This is a genomic window from Bradyrhizobium nanningense (assembly GCF_004114535.1).
In the GTDB taxonomy this organism is placed as follows: Bacteria; Pseudomonadota; Alphaproteobacteria; order Rhizobiales; family Xanthobacteraceae; genus Bradyrhizobium; species Bradyrhizobium nanningense.
The window spans coordinates 243,002-260,920 of sequence record NZ_LBJC01000028.1 but is presented as its reverse complement, the minus strand read 5'-3'; the positions used below and the strand labels follow the sequence as shown (position 1 = coordinate 260,920).

The window sequence follows — 17,919 nt, the reverse complement described above, 5'->3', positions numbered from 1 at the left end:
CGCCTTGCGATCCCTGGTCTTCCACGTCGCGGAATTGACGGCGTGGTGGACAGGATCGCCTCGCTCAATACAATACCCGCAATAACAAGACAGTGCGGGAGAGCGACGCCATGAAGTTCGGCATCTTCTATGAGCTGCAACTGCCTCGGCCCTGGGTGGCCGGCGACGAGCTGAGGCTCTACCAGAACGCGCTCTCGCAGATGGAACTCGCCGACAAGCTCGGCTACGACCATGCCTGGGTGGTCGAGCATCACTTCCTCGAGGAATATTCGCACTCGCCCTCGCCGGAATCCTTCCTCGCCGCCGCCAGCCAGCGCACCAAGAACATCCGGCTCGGCCACGGCATCCTCCAGCTCACCACCAACCATCCGGCGCGCGTCGCCGAGCGCGTTGCGGTGCTCGATCTGCTCTCGAACGGCCGCTGCGAATTCGGCATGGGCGAGAGCGCGTCCATCACCGAGCTGACGCCGTTCGGCCGCGACATGGAGACCAAGAAGGAGGTGTTCGAGGAGGCTGTCGCCGCGATCTTCCCGATGTTCAAGGACGCCGGCAGCGAACATCACGGCAAGTATTTCGACATCCCCTTGCGCAACGTCGTGCCCAAGCCCGTGCAGAAGCCGCATCCGCCGCTGTGGATGGCGTGCTCGCAGCTGCCGACCATCGAGCGCGCCGGTCGTCACGGTTTTGGCGCGCTCGGCTTCCAGTTCGTCAGCGCTGACGCCGCGCACGCCTGGGTGCACGCCTATTACAACGCCATGACCAAGCGGCTGCACAAGCTCGCGGATTATCAGATCAACCCGAACATGGCGCTGGTGTCGTTCTTCATGTGCGCCAAGACCGACGAAGAGGCGCGTGCGCGCGCCGACGGCGCCACCTTCTTCCAGTTCGCGTTGCGCTTCTACGGCGCCGCGCAGAACCGCCAGCGTCCCGCGCCCTACACCGTCAACATGTGGGACGAGTACAATAAGTGGAAGCGCGACAATCCGGAGGCGCAGGAGGCGGCGCTGCGCGGCGGCCTGATCGGCTCGCCCGAGACCATCCGGAGGAAACTGAAGCGCTTCCAGTCTTCGCATATCGACCAGGTCATCCTGCTCAACCAGGCCGGCAAGAACAGCCACGAGCACATTTGCGAATCGCTCGAGCTGTTTGGCCGCGACGTGATGCCGGAATTTCAGAACGACCCGGCGCAGGAGGCCTGGAAGCAGAGCGTGATGAGCGGCGAGATCCAGCTGGAAGAGATCGACACGCAGGCCTTCACCGACCGCTACGGCAAGCTCGCCATCAACGTCGTGCCGGCGAAGGCGGCGGGGTAGGGGCGCCGCATCTCGCATAGGCCCCGGCTCAGCAGCGCACCGCTCCGGACGATGCTTCGCATCGCCGAGGAAGCGCTGCGCTGCGTCCGGGCGCGAGACCATCTTCCGCATCGGCCAGCAGACTCTCTTGTCCTGGACGCGCTGCAGCGCGTAGCGCTGCTGCAGAGCCGGGACCCAGAAGCGGCCTGGCTGCCCTCCTCGATCTTTGGAGTGCGCGCCAACGCGTCGGGCTGCGCATGCGATCATCAACGAAAGCTCTACATTTTGAGTGCGAACAAGCCTCTTCCGCATGCGGGAAGGTGCGAGCGGCGGGCTGACGGAATTCCGCTCCCAGGGCGGATGGCGTCGAACTGAGGAAAGGTCGAGCAGGCCGGTGAATCCGGTGCTGCGATTCAAAAACGACCAAACGTTTGCGCCCCGACAAAGAACGCGGCCAGAAAGGCGGCCCGAAAGATGTTCGCGTCGAGCAGGAGTCGCTCAAGCGAACAGACATATGCAGGGCGCGTAATCGAACCGTTCTCCGAGCTTCCATTCGCTTTTCGGCGTGCGAGCTTCAACGGGCGCTGCGGCGAGTCGTTGACGCTCGTCTTCGCTCGAGTCTCCAAGTGCGATGGAGAGGCGATCCTCAATTGACCGCGGTCAAGTCATGCTTTGCGCCCGATCAATGCGCGCGAGAGCAGCGATTCACTATCTATCCGGCCGGCGATGAGTAGCGGTGCTCTCATCGCTGGAATTGGCAACGTGGCACCGAAAGGCCGAATTGGCGGCGATGCCGTCGCGCTGCGTCTTTGGGTATTCGAGCGCAAGCGGTGGACGCTACAGGAGCACGAAATGAAGGCATTATATAGGGTATCTGTGGCTGCGGGGGCCTTGCTCTGCTTCGCCGGAACGAATCTGTTTGCTGCTGAAAGCCTCGAAGACGTGATGAAGCGTCGCAATCTCAGTCAGAAGGATGTGTTGGCGGCGGCCAAGACTTACGTGCCGACGGGCGGACGCGACGAGTTTCTAGTCTTCTCATCAGGCGGCCAGTCCGGGCAGGTCATCGTCTACAGCGTGCCGTCGATGCGCATTCTGAAATACATTGCCGTGTTCACGCCGGAGCCCTGGCAGGGCTATGGCTACGATGACGAATCGAAGAAGGTTCTGGCGCAAGGTCAGATCGATGGCCGCAATCCCAACTGGGGCGACACCCATCATCCGGGACTATCGGAGACCGGCGGTAAACCGGACGGCGAGTTCCTCTTCATCAACGACAAGGCGAATCCGCGTATCGCGGTCATCTCGCTCAAGGACTTCGAGACGCGGCAGATCGTCACCAACCCGATCATGCAGTCGGAGCACGGCGGTACCTTCGTGACGCCGAATTCCGAATACGTGATCGAGGCGGCGCAGTATCCGGGCGTTCTCGGCCGCGGCTACGCGCCGCTGTCCGAGTTCAACGAAAAGTTCCGCGGCGCGATCACCTACTGGAAGTTCGATCGCGAGAAGGGACAGATCGACACGGCGAAGTCGTTCTCGATCGAGCTGCCGCCCTACACGCAGGACCTGTCGGACGCCGGCAAGGGTCCGTCGGACGGCTGGTCTTTCACCAATTCGTTCTGTGCCGAACGCTATGTCGGCGGCATCGAACAGGGCAAGCCGCCCTTCGAGGCCGGCTGCTCGGCCAACGACGCCGACTTCCTGCACGTGATCAACTGGAAGAAGGCGGCGGAAGTCGCCGCCGCCGGCAAGACGACGAAGATCAACGGGCACGACGTCATCTCGTTGCAGACTGCGATCGCGGAAGGCCTCGTCTATCTGATTGCGGAGCCGAAATCGCCGCATGGCGCCGACGTCACGCCGGACGGCAAGTACATCATCGTCGGAGGCAAGCTCGACACCAACGTGTCGGTCTATTCGTGGGAGAAGATCAAGGCGGCCGTCGACGCCAAGCAATTCGCTTCCAAGGACGCCTACGGGATTCCGATCCTCGACATGAAGCAGGTGCTGCACAAGCAGGTTCAGCTCGGCCTCGGCCCGTTGCACACGCAGTTCGATTCCAAGCCGTGCATCGCCTACACCTCGCTGTACGTGGATAGCCAGATTGCGAAATACGACTATTGCGAAGGCAAGGTTCTCGACAAGCTGTCGGTCCACTACAACATCGGGCATCTCACGGCGATGGAAGGTGAGAGCGCCGCACCGGCCGGAAAATACCTGATCGCCCTCAACAAGCTCGCGATCGACCGCTTCAATCCAGTTGGTCCGCTGCATCCGCAGAACCACCAGCTGATCGACATCTCCGGCGACAAGATGGAGCTGTTGTACGACATGCCGGTGCCGCTCGGCGAGCCGCACTATGCCGCGGCGATCTCCGCCGACAAGCTGAAGCCCCTGGTCCGCTACAAGTACGGCACTGACAGCCGCACGGAGCGGGACAGCGCCTTCGCGGTCCGGCCGGGCTCCGAGAAGATCGTACGTGAGCCCGGCAAGGTCACCGTCTTTGGCACCGTCATTCGATCGCACTTCACGCCTGAGATCGTCGACGTCACCGAAGGCGACGAGGTCACGTTCCACTGGACCAACGCCGAGCGCGCCGAGGACGAGACGCATGGCTTTGCCGTGTCGACGTACATCGGCAATCTTAGCCTCGAGCCCGGCAAGACGGCATCCGTGACGTTCAAGGCCGACCGACCCGGCGCCTTCTCGTACTATTGCACCGAATTCTGTTCGGCGCTGCATCTCGAGATGGAAGGGTACCTGATGGTCAAGCCGAAAGGACTTGTCGAACAGGTTGCGGCGAAGGCCACGGCAGGCGCCGTCTACGCCAAGGCCGACTACGACAAGCAGTACAAGACCAATCTCGAAACACAGGGCGTCATCGACAGCGTCGTCAAGTACATCCTCTCCACGAATTACAAGGACTTCCCGACCGTCGTCGCGCTCGTCGACGACGCGACGGACCAACTCAACTTCGTGAAAGACGCGAAGGCGAAGGCCGAAGACGCCGCCAAGAAGGAAGACTGGCAGCAGGCGACCCTCTGGGCGAACCAGTGGTGGCAGTACCAGGTCAAGGCCGCCGACATCGGCCTGCGCGTCAAGACCTACCTCGAGGAGCACGGCGCGAAGACCGCCGCGAAGTGAGCCGACCGGTCGGGGTGCAGTCTTGCCGCCGCCGGTCGTCGGTGGCGGCAAGAGCTCTCCGCACCGCCCATTCAACACCGACGTCAGGCGCAAGTGCGCCTGGCCAGTCACAAGTCCAACGCTAAGTCCAATGCGAAGTCCGATCCCAAGTCGAGGTCGACGACAGATGAAGACAATCGGTATCCTGGCCACGCTAGCGCTCCTTGCCACCGCGGCCGCGGCCTTTGCGCAGACCGCCGCCCCGAGCGAAGGGCAGGCGGCAACGGCCTCGCCCGGCGTGCTCGACGGCAAGTCGCTGTTCCGCGCCAAGACATGCGTGGCCTGCCATGGCCGCGATGGCGCGAAGGCCATTCAAAACTACCCGGATCTCGCCGGCCAGGACGCGAAATACATGCTGGCGCAAATGGCGGCGATCACGGACGGGAGCCGCGTGTCGGGTCCCGATCCGCGGGGCTATCCGCGCACGCAGGGCATGAAGGACGTCATGCATCTGACGAGCGCCGAGGAGCGGGCCGCGATTGCGGAATTCCTGGCCAGCCAGCCGACTCCAAAGCCGCGTCCGCTCGAACCGGCTCCGGACGGCGCGCGGCTTGCCGCCGGAAAGGACGCCTATCTGAAGAGCGGCTGTGGGACGTGCCACGGCCCGGATGGATCGAAGCCGCTTGCGACCTATCCGCTGATTGCCGGTCAGAAGCGCGACTATGTCGCGCTGCAGATGACGGAAATCCGCGACGGAATCCGCAAGGGGGGCAAGGTCGCGACGATGCTGCCGTTCGCCAAGAAGCTCGATGACGCGAAGATCGCTCTGATCGCCGACTACCTGTCGCAGGTCGAGCGTGGCCCGAAATAGGCGATGAGCCGAAGCAAGATTGGAGACATGCGATGAAAAGAGCACTTTCGGCGGCCATGCTGGCCGCGGCCCTGGTCGGAACGAGCCTGGTCTACGCCGCCGGACCCGCCGTCGATCAGCAGAAGTTCGAAGAGAACAAGCAGAAGAAGGAATGGATGAGTCAGGGGGGCGAGCGCGACGAGGCGCTGAACCTCAAGCCGAACAAGGACAACGGCCGCGACGTCTACGAGGTCTGCTCGGCCTGCCACCAGCCGGAAGGCTGGGGCCTTGTCGACGGAACGTTCCCGCAGCTCGCCGGCCAGCATCGCTCCGTCATCATCAAGCAGCTCGCCGACATTCGCGACGGCCACCGCGACAATCCCACGATGTATCCGTTCGCGCTGCCGTCGGAGATCGGCGGCACGCAGGCGATCGCCGACGTGGCCGAGTACATCGCCATCCTGAGGATGAATCCGGAGAATGGCGTCGGCAAGGGCGACGATCTTGCGCTGGGCGCAAAGCTCTATGCCGACAATTGCGTCCGCTGCCACGGTCCGGACGGCGCTGGCAACGCGGACAAGTTCTATCCGCGGATCCAGGGCCAGCACTACGAGTATCTCGTGCGGCAGTATCGCTGGATCAAGGAAGGCAAGAGGCGCAACTCGAATCCCGAGATGGTCGAGCAGATCAAGAACTTCACGGACAAGGATACGCTGGCCGTGCTCGACTACGTCTCGCGCCTGAAACCGCCGGCCGACCTGGTCGCGCCGAAGGGATGGAAGAACCCGGACTTCAAGTAGGTCCTGCGGTTTCGAGGAGAATTGCGGCCCACCCCATCGGCTTCGCGGCCGCGGGTTGAGGTGATCGCAATGCAGGAGATCGACATATGAACAAGATCGCGAGCGTCACGACGGGGAGGCCCACGAGCAGCCCCGCAAGCTCGGCTTTTCGTCGCACCTGGGCGATGCCGTTGATGCGCGTGGCGTCGCTGGTCGCGCTGGTGGCGCTCGCGGCTTCGTTCTTCCTGCCTGTATGGTGGGTGTCGCTCACCGCTCCGAACTATCCGCCGCAGACCTTCCCGCAGGGCGTTCGCATCAACTTCCATGTCAACCGTATCTCGAACGGTTGCGTGATGCGGGAGTCGAAGGAGGTGCTGGAGAAGGAGGCGCTCGATTGCGTCCATGAAATGGATACGATCAATCATTTCGTCGGCATGTATCCGATCGCATCGGGCGGCCCGGTCGAAAAGTTGTTGTCGCCGTTTCTGTTTTCCTTTCTCGGCGTCCTGATCGTCGGTTTCGCGCTGCCGGGCGCGGGTTTGCGAACCGCCGCAATGGCGCTCGGTTTTGCCGGAATTGCAGTCTGGATGTCGCTGGCCCTGTTCGCGCCGAATGGCATTCGCTATCTCGAGCGGGGCTGGATCGTCGGCCTCATCGACAGTCTCGGACGTGCGGAGGATGAGGCGAGCAGCGACACGCTGCACCCTGTCGTGCGGCAGCTCAAGGAGTCTTTGGCCAAGAGCCATATCGGCGAGACGGCACCGCCAAAGGTCGAGCGCAATGCCGGCAAGGACCAGCTCATTCAGATCCTGAAGACCGTCTATGAGCAGAAGGCGCCGGTCAGCCTGACCGACCCGGCGCCGCAATGGACCGGCCGCGGGATCGACGTGATGGCATGGCACTATGACGAAAGTCTCGGACGCTGGTTCAACGAGCCGGCCAGGAATGCGCGGCTCGTGGCCATCATGACGACGTCGCTTTACGTCGTCTATGGCGCCGTGCTGGCGGCGATGCTGGCCTTCCTGTGGGTCGCCCGCCAATCTCGCTCGGTGCTGTTCTATGCGCTCGGCGTCGTTCCCATGATCCTGCCGGCGGCCTTCATCATGGAGTATGCGGCCTGGCTCTGGTGGTACGGCCATAGCCTCAATGCCATGGGTGCATTTACACTCAAGCCGTTCATGCCGACGGTGTTCGGTGACGGCAAGGTCGCGCAATTCTCGACGCACTCCTATCCCTACACCGGCTTCGCGCTGATGTGCGTGGTCGGCGCGGCGATGGCCATCGCCGTGCTGTTGCGCCGCGCCGCGCCGAAGGCGGCAAAGGACTGAACGATGTCTGCGCGGCTACGACTGCTGGGTTGGGTGCGGGGCGGGGCTCTCGCTCTCTCTGGGCTTGCGGTCGTGGTGCTCGTGGCTCTTGCCTTCGGCAGGGTCGCCGCCACATTCGGGGTCTATGACCTCACGCGCGACGCCGGCTTTGCCGACCATCATCCTCCGCCGCCCGATCCTCGGTCCGAAGAGGAGCTTGAGAGCCTGCGGCGCTTTCCGCGCGATGCGGCCGCACTTCAGCCGTTGATAGACGCCACCCCGACGGGTGGCGTCCTGCACCTCGCACACGGCGTCTACGCGGCGCCGGGCGTCGTGAACCGTCCGATGCGGATCGAGGGCGAGCCGGGGGCGGTCGTCGATGGCGGCGGCGTCGGGTCGATCATGACCGTGACGGCCGATGACGTGCAGGTCGTCGGCCTCACGTTTCGCAATTCCGGCGAGAGGCACGAATCGACCGATTCCGCCGTGCGCGTGCGGGGCAAGCACGGCGTCTTCCGCGATAATTTGATCGAGGATTGCCTGTTCGGGTTCGAGCTCAAGCAGTCCGACATGAACATCATCCGGCGCAATCGCATTTCGTCCAAGGAACTGCCCGAGGCGCTCCGTGGCGATGCGATCCGCGTCTGGTATTCCAATGGCAACCGGATCGAGGACAACGAGATATTTCGCACACGCGATACGGTCGTCTGGTATTCGAGGGAGAATACCATCAACGGCAACCGGATTCGGGACAGCCGGTACGGCGTGCATCTGATGTATGCGCATCAGAACGACTTGCGGCACAACGTCCTTGTCGCGAACACGGTGGGCGTATTCCTGATGTACGCCAACGACAACGTGCTCGCCGACAACGTCATCCAGTATAGTCAGGGCCCGTCGGGCATCGGTATCGGTTTCAAGGAGTCCTCCGGAGCGCGCATCGAGCATAACGACGTGTTCGCGAATGCGCGCGGCCTGTTCATGGATGCCTCGCCCTACGATCCTGAATCCCACAACGCCTTCAAGGCCAATCGCTTCGCCTATAACGGCGTGGCGGTCGCTTTCCATTCCGGCTGGGAGGGAAATGCGTTCGAGGACAACGCGTTTTTCGGCAACCATGCCCAGGCCATGGTCGCCGGCGGCGGGTCCGCCCAGCGCAACGTCTGGTCCGGGAATTTCTGGGATTCCTACGATGGGTTTGACCGCAATCACGATGGTGCAGGCGATACGCCGTATCGTGTCTGGACCTGGGCCGACAGGCTTTGGATGGATGTGCCCGACGCACAATTCTTCCGGGGCGCGCCCTCGCTCGAAATGATCGATCTCGTCGAGCGGCTCGGCTCGCTCACGGAACCGCGCCTGGTGCTGGCGGATCCGGCTCCGCGTATCGATGCGGTCGCAGATGCGGGAGTCCGCAGCGCGCAGGTCAAGGAGGTGCTGCGGTGAAAGACGACGAAGCAGCCGCCCCCACGCCGCCAGGAAGGTCTTCGCCTCGCGTCGACGAGGCTCGCCGGCGTCTGCTGCGGTCCGCCGCAGTGGGCGGCGTGGTGGTGTGCGCGTCGCTCCTCACATTGCTCGACCATCGCGCGGTGGAGGCTGCGCCCCGACTTCGTCCGCCCGGAGCGCTCGACGAGGAGGATTTCCTCGCCGCCTGCATCAAATGCGGACAATGTGTCCAGGTCTGCCCGGTGGACGCGATCAGGCTCAGCGATCTCGACCAGGGGATCGGCAATGGTGTGCCGTACATTGCGGCCCGCGCGCAGGCGTGCGACTTCTCCTGTGACGCCACGCAGTGCGTGCTGGCGTGCCCGACGGGCGCGCTCAGCCATCTGATCGACGCCAAGGAGCAGTCGCGCATGGGCGTGGCGCGCCTGGCCGCGCCGGATGCCTGCCTGGCGCGCAAGGGCGAAGGCTTCAAGGGTCTGGCGCGCGGCGAAGCGTTCAAGGGGCACCTGCGCTATTCCGACATCGATCGATGGAAGCCGCAGCCGGTTGCCTCTCACCCCTACGACCTCGGAACCTGCGATCTCTGCGTGCGGCATTGTCCGATCAAGGACGCGATCGAGCTGGTGCCGGTGTCGAGCGATCCGCAGGACCGCCGGCGCACGCCGATGGTGAAGGATGCCTGCGTCGGCTGCGGCGTCTGCGAGATGATGTGCCCCGCCGAGCCTGCGGCGATCCGTGTCGACGTCCGTGTCAAAGGGCGAGATCCCGGAGGGCCCAAAACATGAGCAGCCGGTTGATCGCGCGGAAGCTGCGGGATCTGGCGCTGATGCTCGGCGCAGCCCCGCAGAAGCCCACGCCTGAGGACATGACCGAGGAAGCGCGCGAGCTGCTCGCTTTCAAGAAGAGCCCGGAAGAGCGCAAGCGTCGCAAAGCTGCGATCGAGAACGAGCGCGCCGAGGCCGTTCAATCGCACAAATGGCGGATGATCCGCTGGGCATCGATCTTCGCGGTCAACGGCCTGTTCGTGGCCTCGTACTGGATCGACCTGCAGCTGGTCGAAGGGGCGCTGACCGCGTCGCGCGTGCTGGGATTCCATTTTGCGGACGTGAACTCCTCGTTGCAGCTCATGCTCGCGCACAAGCATGTGGTCATCAACCTCGTGATCGGGGTGACGACCGTCTTGCTGATCTACGCGGTGATCGGCGGTCGAACGTTCTGCTCCTGGGTTTGCCCCTACCATTTCCTGTCGGAGCTGGCGGAGATGGTGCACCTGAAGCTCGTGGGCAAGAAGCTCGTCCGCGACCATGAACTCGACCGGCGCCTTCGCATCATCATGTTCTTCGTCTTCGCGGTGCTTGCCTTCGTCTCCGGTTATCCGCTGTTCGAGGCCATCTCGCCGGTCGGCATTCTGTCGCGGGCGCTCACCTATGGAACCATCATCGGCCTCATCTGGGTCGGCTTGTTGCTGCTGGCCGAGATCGTCTGGTCGCGCCGGCTGTGGTGCCGCTACGTCTGCCCGGTCGGCCTCGGCTACGGTCTTGCCGGCATCGTGGCGCCGGTGCGGGTCATGTACGACGCGACCAAGTGCCTGCACGAAGGCAAGTGTCGACAGGTCTGTCTCGTTCCCCATGTGCTCGACATCACCAAGCTCAGCTTCGCCCGCGAGGTCGAAACTCCGATCGGGGTCGATTGCACGCGCTGCGCCATGTGCATCGACGTCTGTCCGACGGGTGCCCTCACATTCGACATTGTCGGCCTTGCCCGCTCAGGCGCCGACGACAAGTCCGAGGAGGAGGGCGCATGATCCTCATCAAGGAGCTGAGCAAGCAGTTCGGCGCAACGCGGGTGCTCGATCATCTGTCGCTTGAAGCGCCTTCGGGACAGCGGATCGCCCTGGTCGGCTCCAACGGCGCCGGCAAGACCAGCCTGTTTCGCAGCCTGCTCGGGGAATACAGCTATCATGGATCGATCTCCATCGACGGGCTCGATCCGCGCCGCGACCGGGCGCGGCTGCTGCGGATGATCGGCTTCGTGCCTCAGATTGCGCCGCGGCTCGAGACGCCGACCGGCGCCTTCATTCGCTATGTGGCAGAGGTGTCGGGTGCCTCGGTCGAGGAGATCGAAGGCGTTGCCAAGAGCCTTGGGCTCGATGTCGCTGCGGTCCGCAATCGCGCCTTCGTGCGTTTGTCAGGGGGCATGAAGCAGAAGCTGTTGATCGCACTCGCCCTTGGCAGGCCGACTGGGCTGCTCATTCTCGACGAGCCGACCGCGAACCTCGATCCGGCCGCCCGCGCCGTATTCTACGATCTTCTCGCGGCGCGCGGCCGGCACACCGCCATGATCATCTCGAGCCACCGCATCGACGAAATCGCGCCGCTTGTGGACCGGGTGGTGGAGCTCGACCGTGGACGCATCGTGCTGGACGATACGGTGACCGACGCCGGCGCGCTCGGATCCAGCTTTCTCGTCGAGGTCGAAACCAACCGTGTGGAGGCAAGCTTCGCCCGTGCGGCGGGAGAATGGGGATTGACGCAATTCGAAGGGCACCGCTGGCGCGGCGCGATTGCCGGCCCGGACCGGCTCAGGTTTCTCGGTTTCGTCGCGCGCCACGCCGGATTGCTCTCCGGCGTGGAGTTGCGCGAGGCCGATCGGGAGAGCGTGAATGCCGATACCTTGTCCGCCTGAGGCCGGCATCGCCCCGACGCGACGTCGACTTGTCTGCATGGCGCTGGGCCTTGCGGCGGCCGGCGGCTTGGCAGGCTGCTCGCAGGAGGTCGGGCCTGCGCCCCGCGCCATCAAGCTGAAGCGCGAGAGCTGTGATTATTGCGGCATGCCGATCGGGGATCCGCGATACGCGGCCGAGATCTGGAACGCAGACATCGGGCGGGTTCGCGTCTACGACGATTTCGGTTGCGCGGTCATCGCCGCTTCCCAGCGCAAGGAGCTGGAGTGGACCGAAATCGCCTTCTGGGTCGCCGACGAGGGCGATCCGGCGAGATGGCTCCCCGCGCGTTCGGCCCGATATCGTGCAGGCGTGGCGACGCCGATGGGACACGGCTACGCGGCGGGGGCCAAGGCGGGCCATCCAGCGGATTTCGCGACAGCTTCCGCGGCGATTTGCGAAAAGGCGCTCTGCGCCCATCCGACGTGAGGAAGACATGCTGCTTGCTCCGCCCAACCCCACGTCCGTTCTGTTCGAGCCTAGCCCCGTGTCCGGATTTGCCGCCACGTTCCGGCTCGAGATCGCACAGGCACTCCGCGCCAGATGGTTTTGGGCCTACGCCGCCGTCTTCTTCGCCCTGGTGGGTCTGCTGCTGGTCTTCGGCCTGACCGAGAGCCGCGTGCTCGGCTTCACGGGCCTGTCGCGCACGCTCGTTGCCTATATTCAGCTCGCGATGGCCATCCTGCCGATCTTCGTGCTGGTCACCACGGTGCGCTCGCTGGCGGGTGATCGCGAAGCCGGCGTGTACGAATACGTGCTCGGACTCCCCGTCGGACTGGGTGCCTGGTACGCCGGCCGCTTCTTCGCCCGATACGTCCTTGCGGCGGCGCCGGTGGTCGGCGCGCTTGCCTCGGCGCTTGCTTATGGAGCAGTGCGCGCGGTCGCGATTCCCTGGGCGGAGCTGGGTTTCGATATCGGCATTCTGCTCGCGATGATCCTTGCTTTCGTCGGTCTCGGCTTCTTCATCGCGTCCGTGGCGAGGTCGGTGGATCTGGCTCAGACCGCGGCATTCCTGTTATGGCTCGTCCTCATCCTCGGCCTCGATCTCGTCCTGCTCGGCGTCCTGATCCGCGACCGCATGCCGGTCGAAGGGGTGGTCGCCATCGCACTTCTCAATCCGCTGCAGGTGTTCCGGATCGGATCGATGATCTTGTTCGATCCGCAGCTCGTGCTCCTGGGCTCGACGGCCTATGCCGTTTTCGACGTCTTCGGCCGCGCGGGCTTCCTGATCTGGTCGCTGGCCTACCCGTTGGCACTCGGAGCCGGGTCGGCCTATGCTGGCTTCCGGGCGTTTCGGCGTGGAGATCTGCTGTGACGGCGCTGGCATCAACAGGTGCAATCGGAACCTGGATTCTGGGCGCGCGGCCGAGAACATTGGCGCTGTCCGTGACGCCGATCGCCGTAGCATTGGTCTATGCAGCGGTCACCTATGGCAGGCTTGCAACCGTTCCCGTCATTGCCGCCCTGGCATCGGCGCTGTTCATCCAGATCACGACCAATCTCGCCAACGATTCCGCCGACGGCGGCCGCGGCGCCGACACATCGGAACGGTTGGGACCGCTGCGGCTCGTCGGAGCGGGCATCATGTCGGCGGCGCAAGTTCGGCGCGGCGCCATCGTGACCAGTCTCATCGCTGCGGCCTTCGGCAGCGTCGCTGTCGTCTATGGAGGCGCGCCGATCCTGGCGATCGGCTCGGCTTCATTGCTGGCGGCTTGGGGATATTCCTATGGCCCTTGGCCCATCTCCGCCAGCCGGTTCGGCGAGGTTTTCGTGATCGTGTTCTTCGGCGTGGTCGCGACGACCGGAATCGTCTGGCTCGGTGCGAACAGGTTCGACGCGACGTCAGTGCTTCTCGGGCTCGCGATCGGCCTGCCGGCCGCGGCGGTCCTGACCGTCAACAACCACCGCGATCGTGCCGAGGATGCCATTTCGGGACGGCAGACGCTCGCGATGGTTCTCGGCCCGGTCGGCACGGCATATCTCTACGTCCTCGAACTGGCGAGCGCTGCCATCGTGGCCGGAATCGCGCTCTGGCCGATCAATCGTGCCGCGATTGTCGTTGCCGCGGCGGCCTTTGGGGCTGCGCTGTATCTGGGGCATCGGCTGGCCCGAACACCGGTGTCACGTGCGCTGAATGCGATGCTGGCCGCGACCGTGCACTTCCAGATCGGGCTGGCCGCGGGAATTGTCGCCGTCCTGCTGATGAGCGTGCGATGATCCGCCTCGTCTCGATGTTCTGCGCCGTGGCGATGTGGACGTCCGCCCGCGCGGCGGATTTCGTGCCGTTGGCGCCGAAGCAGATCGACTACGTCGTCCGCGATCGCAACGGCGATGGACACACGGCGGCGCAATTCGGTGCGCGCCTGACCGTTTTGCATTTCTGGGCCAGCTGGTGCGTTCCATGCCGGGTCGAGCTGCCGGCGCTCGCGGCGCTGCAATCCGATCTCGGCCGGGAGGGCGTGCGTGTTGTCGCGGTGTCGGTCGACCGGCTCGGCTGGGATGCGATCGACCGCACGACGTCCAAATTGGGCGTACGCGATCTCGAACTCTATCACGATCGCGACCGTGAGGCGGCGGTCGCGCTCGGCGTCGCGGCGCTGCCGACGACCATCCTCGTCGACGCGCAGGGACGCGAGGTCGCACGCATGCGAGGGGAGGGCGAGTGGGCAGACCCCGCGCTTCGCCGCGAATTGCTCGGCTTCGCGTCGCCTTGAAGGTCATTCGGCGGGCTTGCGCGCGAAGTGAACCGCGGCGATGCCGAACGAGACGTCGCGCCATCGCACATCGACCAGCCCGCTGGATGCGATCATCGATGCGAATTCCGTCTGATCGGGAAATCTCCTGATCGACTCGACGAGATAGCGATAGGCATCGCGCCGGCCGGAGACGACAGCGCCGAGAAGGGGAATCGTGGTGCGGGACCACAGGCCGTAAAGCGGTCTCAGCCATGGGCGCGGCGTCGAGAATTCCAGGCAGAAGAAGCGCCCGCCGGGCCGCAGGACCCTGGCAATCTCGCGCAGTGAGACCGCAACGTCGGTCGCATTGCGGATGCCGAAGGAGATCGTGAGCAGGTCGATGGACGCGTCGGGGAACGGCAGGTGCTCCGCTTCGGCAGCGATCCACTCGATCCGTTCTACTCCCGCGCGCATCCGTCCGACCCGCATCATCGCCGCGGAGGGGTCGACGACCAGCACGCGGGCGCCGGCGGCGGCGAGCGCCAGGCCGATATCGCCGGTGCCGCCGGCGAGGTCGAGAGCGATCTCGCCCGGCCGCGGCGCCGCAAGCGCGACGAAGCCCGATTTCCAGAGCCGGTGAATGCCCATGCTCATGAGGTCGTTCATCAGGTCATAGCGCGGCGCGACTTGTTCGAACGTGCGCCGGATCAGTTGCCGCCGCTTGTCGACGGAAACCTCGGTGGCGCCGAAGCTGTCCGCGAGCTTCTCACCGGCGCTCATGTCATCTTGCCAGCATCGAGGCGCGGATGCGCTCGGCCAGCCCGCTTCCGTCGAGGTCGTGCGGGTAGCGGCCGATGACGGTACCGGCGGGGTCGACGAGGAAGATCGCGGCCGTGTGGTCGACCGCATAGGAATTCCCGTCTTTGAGCTCGACGCGGGCGTATTTGACGCGCCAGGCCTTGGCCAGGGCCGGGAGTTGCTCGGGATGAGGTGTCAGGCCGATCATGCGCGGATGGAAGCTGGATACGTATTCGGCAAGGACGTCGGGCGTGTCCCGTTGCGGATCGACGGTCACGAAGACCGGAGTCATGCGTTCTCCGATCGACCCGAGCGCGTCGAGGGCCTGAGCCATGCTCTGCAACGAGATCGGACAGATATCCGGGCAATGGGTATAGCCGAAATAGACAAGTCTCCAGCCGGGAACGTCGGCGGAAGCGATCTCGCGTCCGTCCTGGCGCACGCCGACGAGGTCGACTGCGCCTGCCATCGAGGGGACAGCCACGCAAAGCACCGCGACGAGAATGACGGCGAGCCGGGGAAATACGCTGCAATGCCGGAAAATGCCCATGGGAAAAACCCAAGCCCACATCGAGCTTCACCGCCTTGATGCCAGTCAATTGCGGTGATTGCCGACGGTTGGATGAGCCCAGCGTTTTTTTGCCCGGGATGTGGTCGTCGAAACCAGTGACGGAAATTCAATCTGCCCGGCCGCGTCCGGTTTGACGCCGGCGGCCGACATCACGCTAGAATTGGTGTGGTTCAGCTAATGGGCGATCCGCTCTCTTGTCAGGCGTGAGATCGCTGCTGTTCAGAAGACGAATGAAGTGGTCGGCGTTCGCTTTCGCAACAAATCGGTGCAATGGACCTCCGTGGTCGAAGCTCCAACCCACGGCCCATTTTGCAGCGGGACCGGGGAATAGGACATATATTTTCCAAAAGCTTCCTCACGTCCGCGTGAGAGCGAAAAGACCATCGGGTCATGGGGTATTGCGCTTTAGGCATGGGGGAGGTGAGATGGGCGCGTCGACATCGCGCCGATCCTGGAGGCCCGGAAAAGCCACAACGAACGTCCGCATCCTTGAGCCATCTCAATTTGAGCTTGCGAGGCTATTCTAGATTTGATCCGATCTGGCAAGGCGGGCTGCGCCCATGTTTGAGAAGTGAATTGAAGATGCGACGCGCCCGCCACATCGCCGCGCTCGAAAAGCCGCGCCTTGCAGGTGATCGGCTGGTTTATCGTCGAAAGGCAAGCTGGTTCACGACGCAGCCGCTCACGCCGGCAGGACGGCGCGTCAATTCTCTCTACATTCCGCTGATGCTCCTGCTGACGTCGCTGGGGGCAATCGTCGCCGTCTGGTGGTGGTTGGGGATGCCGGTCAATCTGGTGCGCGCGCCCATCGATCCGACCGACAAGGTACAATGTATCTCATACGCTCCATTCCGCAACCATCAGACGTCACTTTCACCCGCCACGCAGGTATCGCGTGAACAGATCGCGGAAGATCTCGCGCAACTTGCCGAGATATCCGACTGCATCCGTACCTATGCGACAGATCTTGGTCTCGACCAAATCCCCGAACTTGCATCCAAAGCGGGGCTGAAGGTCATCCAGGGAATCTTCCTCGACAAGGATCAGCAGAAGAACCGGACACAGATATCGACGGCGATACGCCTCGCCAGGGAATATCCCGGGACCATCATCGCGCTGGTGGTCGGCAACGAGACATTGTTGCGCAAGGATATCACCGTATCCGATCTGATCGCCACGCTCCGCTCGGTGAAGGCGCAGGTCAGCGTCCCTGTCACCTATGCAGACGTCTGGGAGTTCTGGCTGAGCAATCGTGAGCTCTACGACGCCGTTGATTTCGTCACGATCCATATCCTGCCATATTGGGAGAACGTACCAATCCCGGCAGAATCCGCTGCCGCTCATGCCGGCGCAATTCGCAGGCGGATCGCGGCGGCATTTCCGGGCAAGGAAATCCTGATCGGAGAGATCGGTTGGCCGAGCCAGGGGCGGATGCGGGAATCGGCGTTACCTTCGCGTATCAATCAGGCACGGGTGGTCTCGGAGGTCCTCGACCTTGCTCGGCGCGAGAACTTCCGCGTCAACCTGTTCGAGGCGTATGACGAATCCTGGAAGCGGGACATCGAGGGCACCGTCGGCGGATCATGGGGCCTGTTCGGAGGCGAGCGGCGCATGCTGAAATATCCGCCCAATATCCCCGTCAGCAACTATCCGCTCTGGAAGCTGCAGATGTGCAGCGGCATTGTGCTGGCGATACTGACCTTCGGCGCGGCATGGTTGACCTTGAGTCGCAGACCGAGGAGGTCCGGCCTGACTTCCTGGTTCGCGGTCGGAATATCGGCAACTGCAGCCGGAATTCTGTTTGGCGTGGCCGCGCAAAAGGTGTTCCTCGAAAGTGTGGGAGCGGGTGGTTGGCTGTTGTGGAGCTCTCTTCTGGTGGCGGCGACGATCTCGCCGGTGCTTGGCGCCCACGGCCTGATGTCGGGCCGCCCGCCGCCCAGTCTACAGCAACTGCTGGGTCCCAAAGGCTACTGGACTGAATCGATGTTGCTGAGCATTTACGGCCTCGCCTTGATGGCAACCGCCGTGATCGGAGCGGCGACGGCGGTCGCGCTTGTTTTCGATCCGCGCAATATCGACTTCCCCTTTGCCGCGCTCACCATGGCGGCGGTGCCCTTGGCGGCCATGACGCTGCTCAATTCGCCCGACAAGGGAAGCCGTCCTCTGGCGGAGTCGCTGTTCGCCGGCGTGTTTGTCGGGGCGGCGATCTACGTGGGCTTCAACGAAGGGCCGGCGAACTGGCAGGCGCTGTGGACGTGCGCGGCCTACCTTCTGCTTGGTGCCTCGCTATGGCGCGCGCGGGTCTGAAAGCGGGTCCCACGCGGGAGAATAAGATGTTTGGGAACCGCCCGGATGC

The 17,919-nt window shown here is 63.9% G+C and carries 16 protein-coding genes; 14 read left to right on the top strand and 2 right to left on the bottom strand.

What is annotated here, in order from left to right; translation table 11 throughout:
• Positions 1–110 precede the first annotated feature (110 nt).
• The 13 genes from XH84_RS24190 (at position 111) to XH84_RS24130 (ending at position 14,233) form a co-directional block, all read left to right on the top strand.
• Positions 111–1,313, top strand: coding sequence for an LLM class flavin-dependent oxidoreductase (locus XH84_RS24190; protein WP_164935852.1), 1,203 nt, complete (start codon positions 111–113; stop codon positions 1,311–1,313).
• An 831-nt stretch (positions 1,314–2,144) separates the two neighbouring features.
• Positions 2,145–4,436 (top strand): Sec-dependent nitrous-oxide reductase, encoded by a 2,292-nt coding sequence (gene nosZ, locus XH84_RS24185; RefSeq protein WP_128916385.1) that lies wholly within the window; start codon positions 2,145–2,147, stop codon positions 4,434–4,436.
• A 166-nt stretch (positions 4,437–4,602) separates the two neighbouring features.
• Positions 4,603–5,286, top strand: a complete 684-nt coding sequence (locus XH84_RS24180; protein ID WP_164935851.1) for a c-type cytochrome — start codon at positions 4,603–4,605, stop codon at positions 5,284–5,286.
• Positions 5,287–5,318: 32 nt separating this feature from the next.
• Positions 5,319–6,065, top strand: coding sequence for a c-type cytochrome (locus XH84_RS24175; protein WP_128916383.1), 747 nt, complete (start codon positions 5,319–5,321; stop codon positions 6,063–6,065).
• A gap of 86 nt (positions 6,066–6,151) precedes the next feature.
• Positions 6,152–7,372, top strand: coding sequence for a hypothetical protein (locus XH84_RS24170; RefSeq protein ID WP_128916382.1), 1,221 nt, complete (start codon positions 6,152–6,154; stop codon positions 7,370–7,372).
• Positions 7,373–7,375: 3 nt separating this feature from the next.
• A complete protein-coding gene (gene nosD, locus XH84_RS24165) occupies positions 7,376–8,797 on the top strand; it encodes a nitrous oxide reductase family maturation protein NosD (RefSeq protein ID WP_128916381.1) in 1,422 nt (473 codons plus the stop codon).
• An 89-nt stretch (positions 8,798–8,886) separates the two neighbouring features.
• On the top strand, positions 8,887–9,582 hold the full coding sequence (locus tag XH84_RS24160; protein ID WP_206734060.1) for a 4Fe-4S dicluster domain-containing protein: 696 nt from the start codon (positions 8,887–8,889) through the stop codon (positions 9,580–9,582).
• Positions 9,579–10,601, top strand: a complete 1,023-nt coding sequence (locus tag XH84_RS24155; protein ID WP_128916379.1) for a NapH/MauN family ferredoxin-type protein — start codon at positions 9,579–9,581, stop codon at positions 10,599–10,601. Before XH84_RS24160 ends, XH84_RS24155 begins: the two co-directional genes overlap by 4 nt.
• Positions 10,598–11,482, top strand: coding sequence for an ABC transporter ATP-binding protein (locus XH84_RS24150; RefSeq protein WP_128916378.1), 885 nt, complete (start codon positions 10,598–10,600; stop codon positions 11,480–11,482). Before XH84_RS24155 ends, XH84_RS24150 begins: the two co-directional genes overlap by 4 nt.
• Positions 11,460–11,948, top strand: a complete 489-nt coding sequence (locus XH84_RS24145; RefSeq protein WP_128916377.1) for a protein NosL — start codon at positions 11,460–11,462, stop codon at positions 11,946–11,948. Before XH84_RS24150 ends, XH84_RS24145 begins: the two co-directional genes overlap by 23 nt.
• A gap of 7 nt (positions 11,949–11,955) precedes the next feature.
• Positions 11,956–12,834 (top strand): ABC transporter permease, encoded by an 879-nt coding sequence (locus XH84_RS24140; RefSeq protein ID WP_128916376.1) that lies wholly within the window; start codon positions 11,956–11,958, stop codon positions 12,832–12,834.
• Entirely contained in the window at positions 12,831–13,736 is a 906-nt protein-coding gene (gene menA / locus XH84_RS24135) for a 1,4-dihydroxy-2-naphthoate octaprenyltransferase (protein WP_164937395.1), read from the top strand. Before XH84_RS24140 ends, menA begins: the two co-directional genes overlap by 4 nt.
• The gene (locus XH84_RS24130) at positions 13,733–14,233 is read left to right on the top strand and encodes a TlpA family protein disulfide reductase (protein WP_128916374.1); all 501 of its coding nucleotides are present in this window, start codon (positions 13,733–13,735) and stop codon (positions 14,231–14,233) included. The genes menA and XH84_RS24130 overlap by 4 nt, the downstream gene beginning before the upstream one ends.
• Before the next feature lie 3 nt (positions 14,234–14,236).
• On the opposite strand, the gene XH84_RS24125 is transcribed toward XH84_RS24130, so the two are convergent.
• Positions 14,237–14,974 carry a class I SAM-dependent methyltransferase gene (locus tag XH84_RS24125; protein ID WP_128916373.1) on the bottom strand — a complete coding sequence of 246 codons (738 nt, stop codon included), beginning with the start codon at positions 14,972–14,974 and terminating at the stop codon, positions 14,237–14,239.
• A gap of 1 nt (position 14,975) precedes the next feature.
• The gene (locus XH84_RS24120) at positions 14,976–15,542 is read right to left on the bottom strand and encodes an SCO family protein (RefSeq protein ID WP_164935849.1); all 567 of its coding nucleotides are present in this window, start codon (positions 15,540–15,542) and stop codon (positions 14,976–14,978) included.
• Positions 15,543–16,289: 747 nt separating this feature from the next.
• Here XH84_RS24120 and XH84_RS24115 point away from each other — a divergent pair.
• A complete protein-coding gene (locus XH84_RS24115) occupies positions 16,290–17,870 on the top strand; it encodes a glycoside hydrolase family 17 protein (RefSeq protein ID WP_245471839.1) in 1,581 nt (526 codons plus the stop codon).
• Positions 17,871–17,919 lie beyond the last annotated feature (49 nt).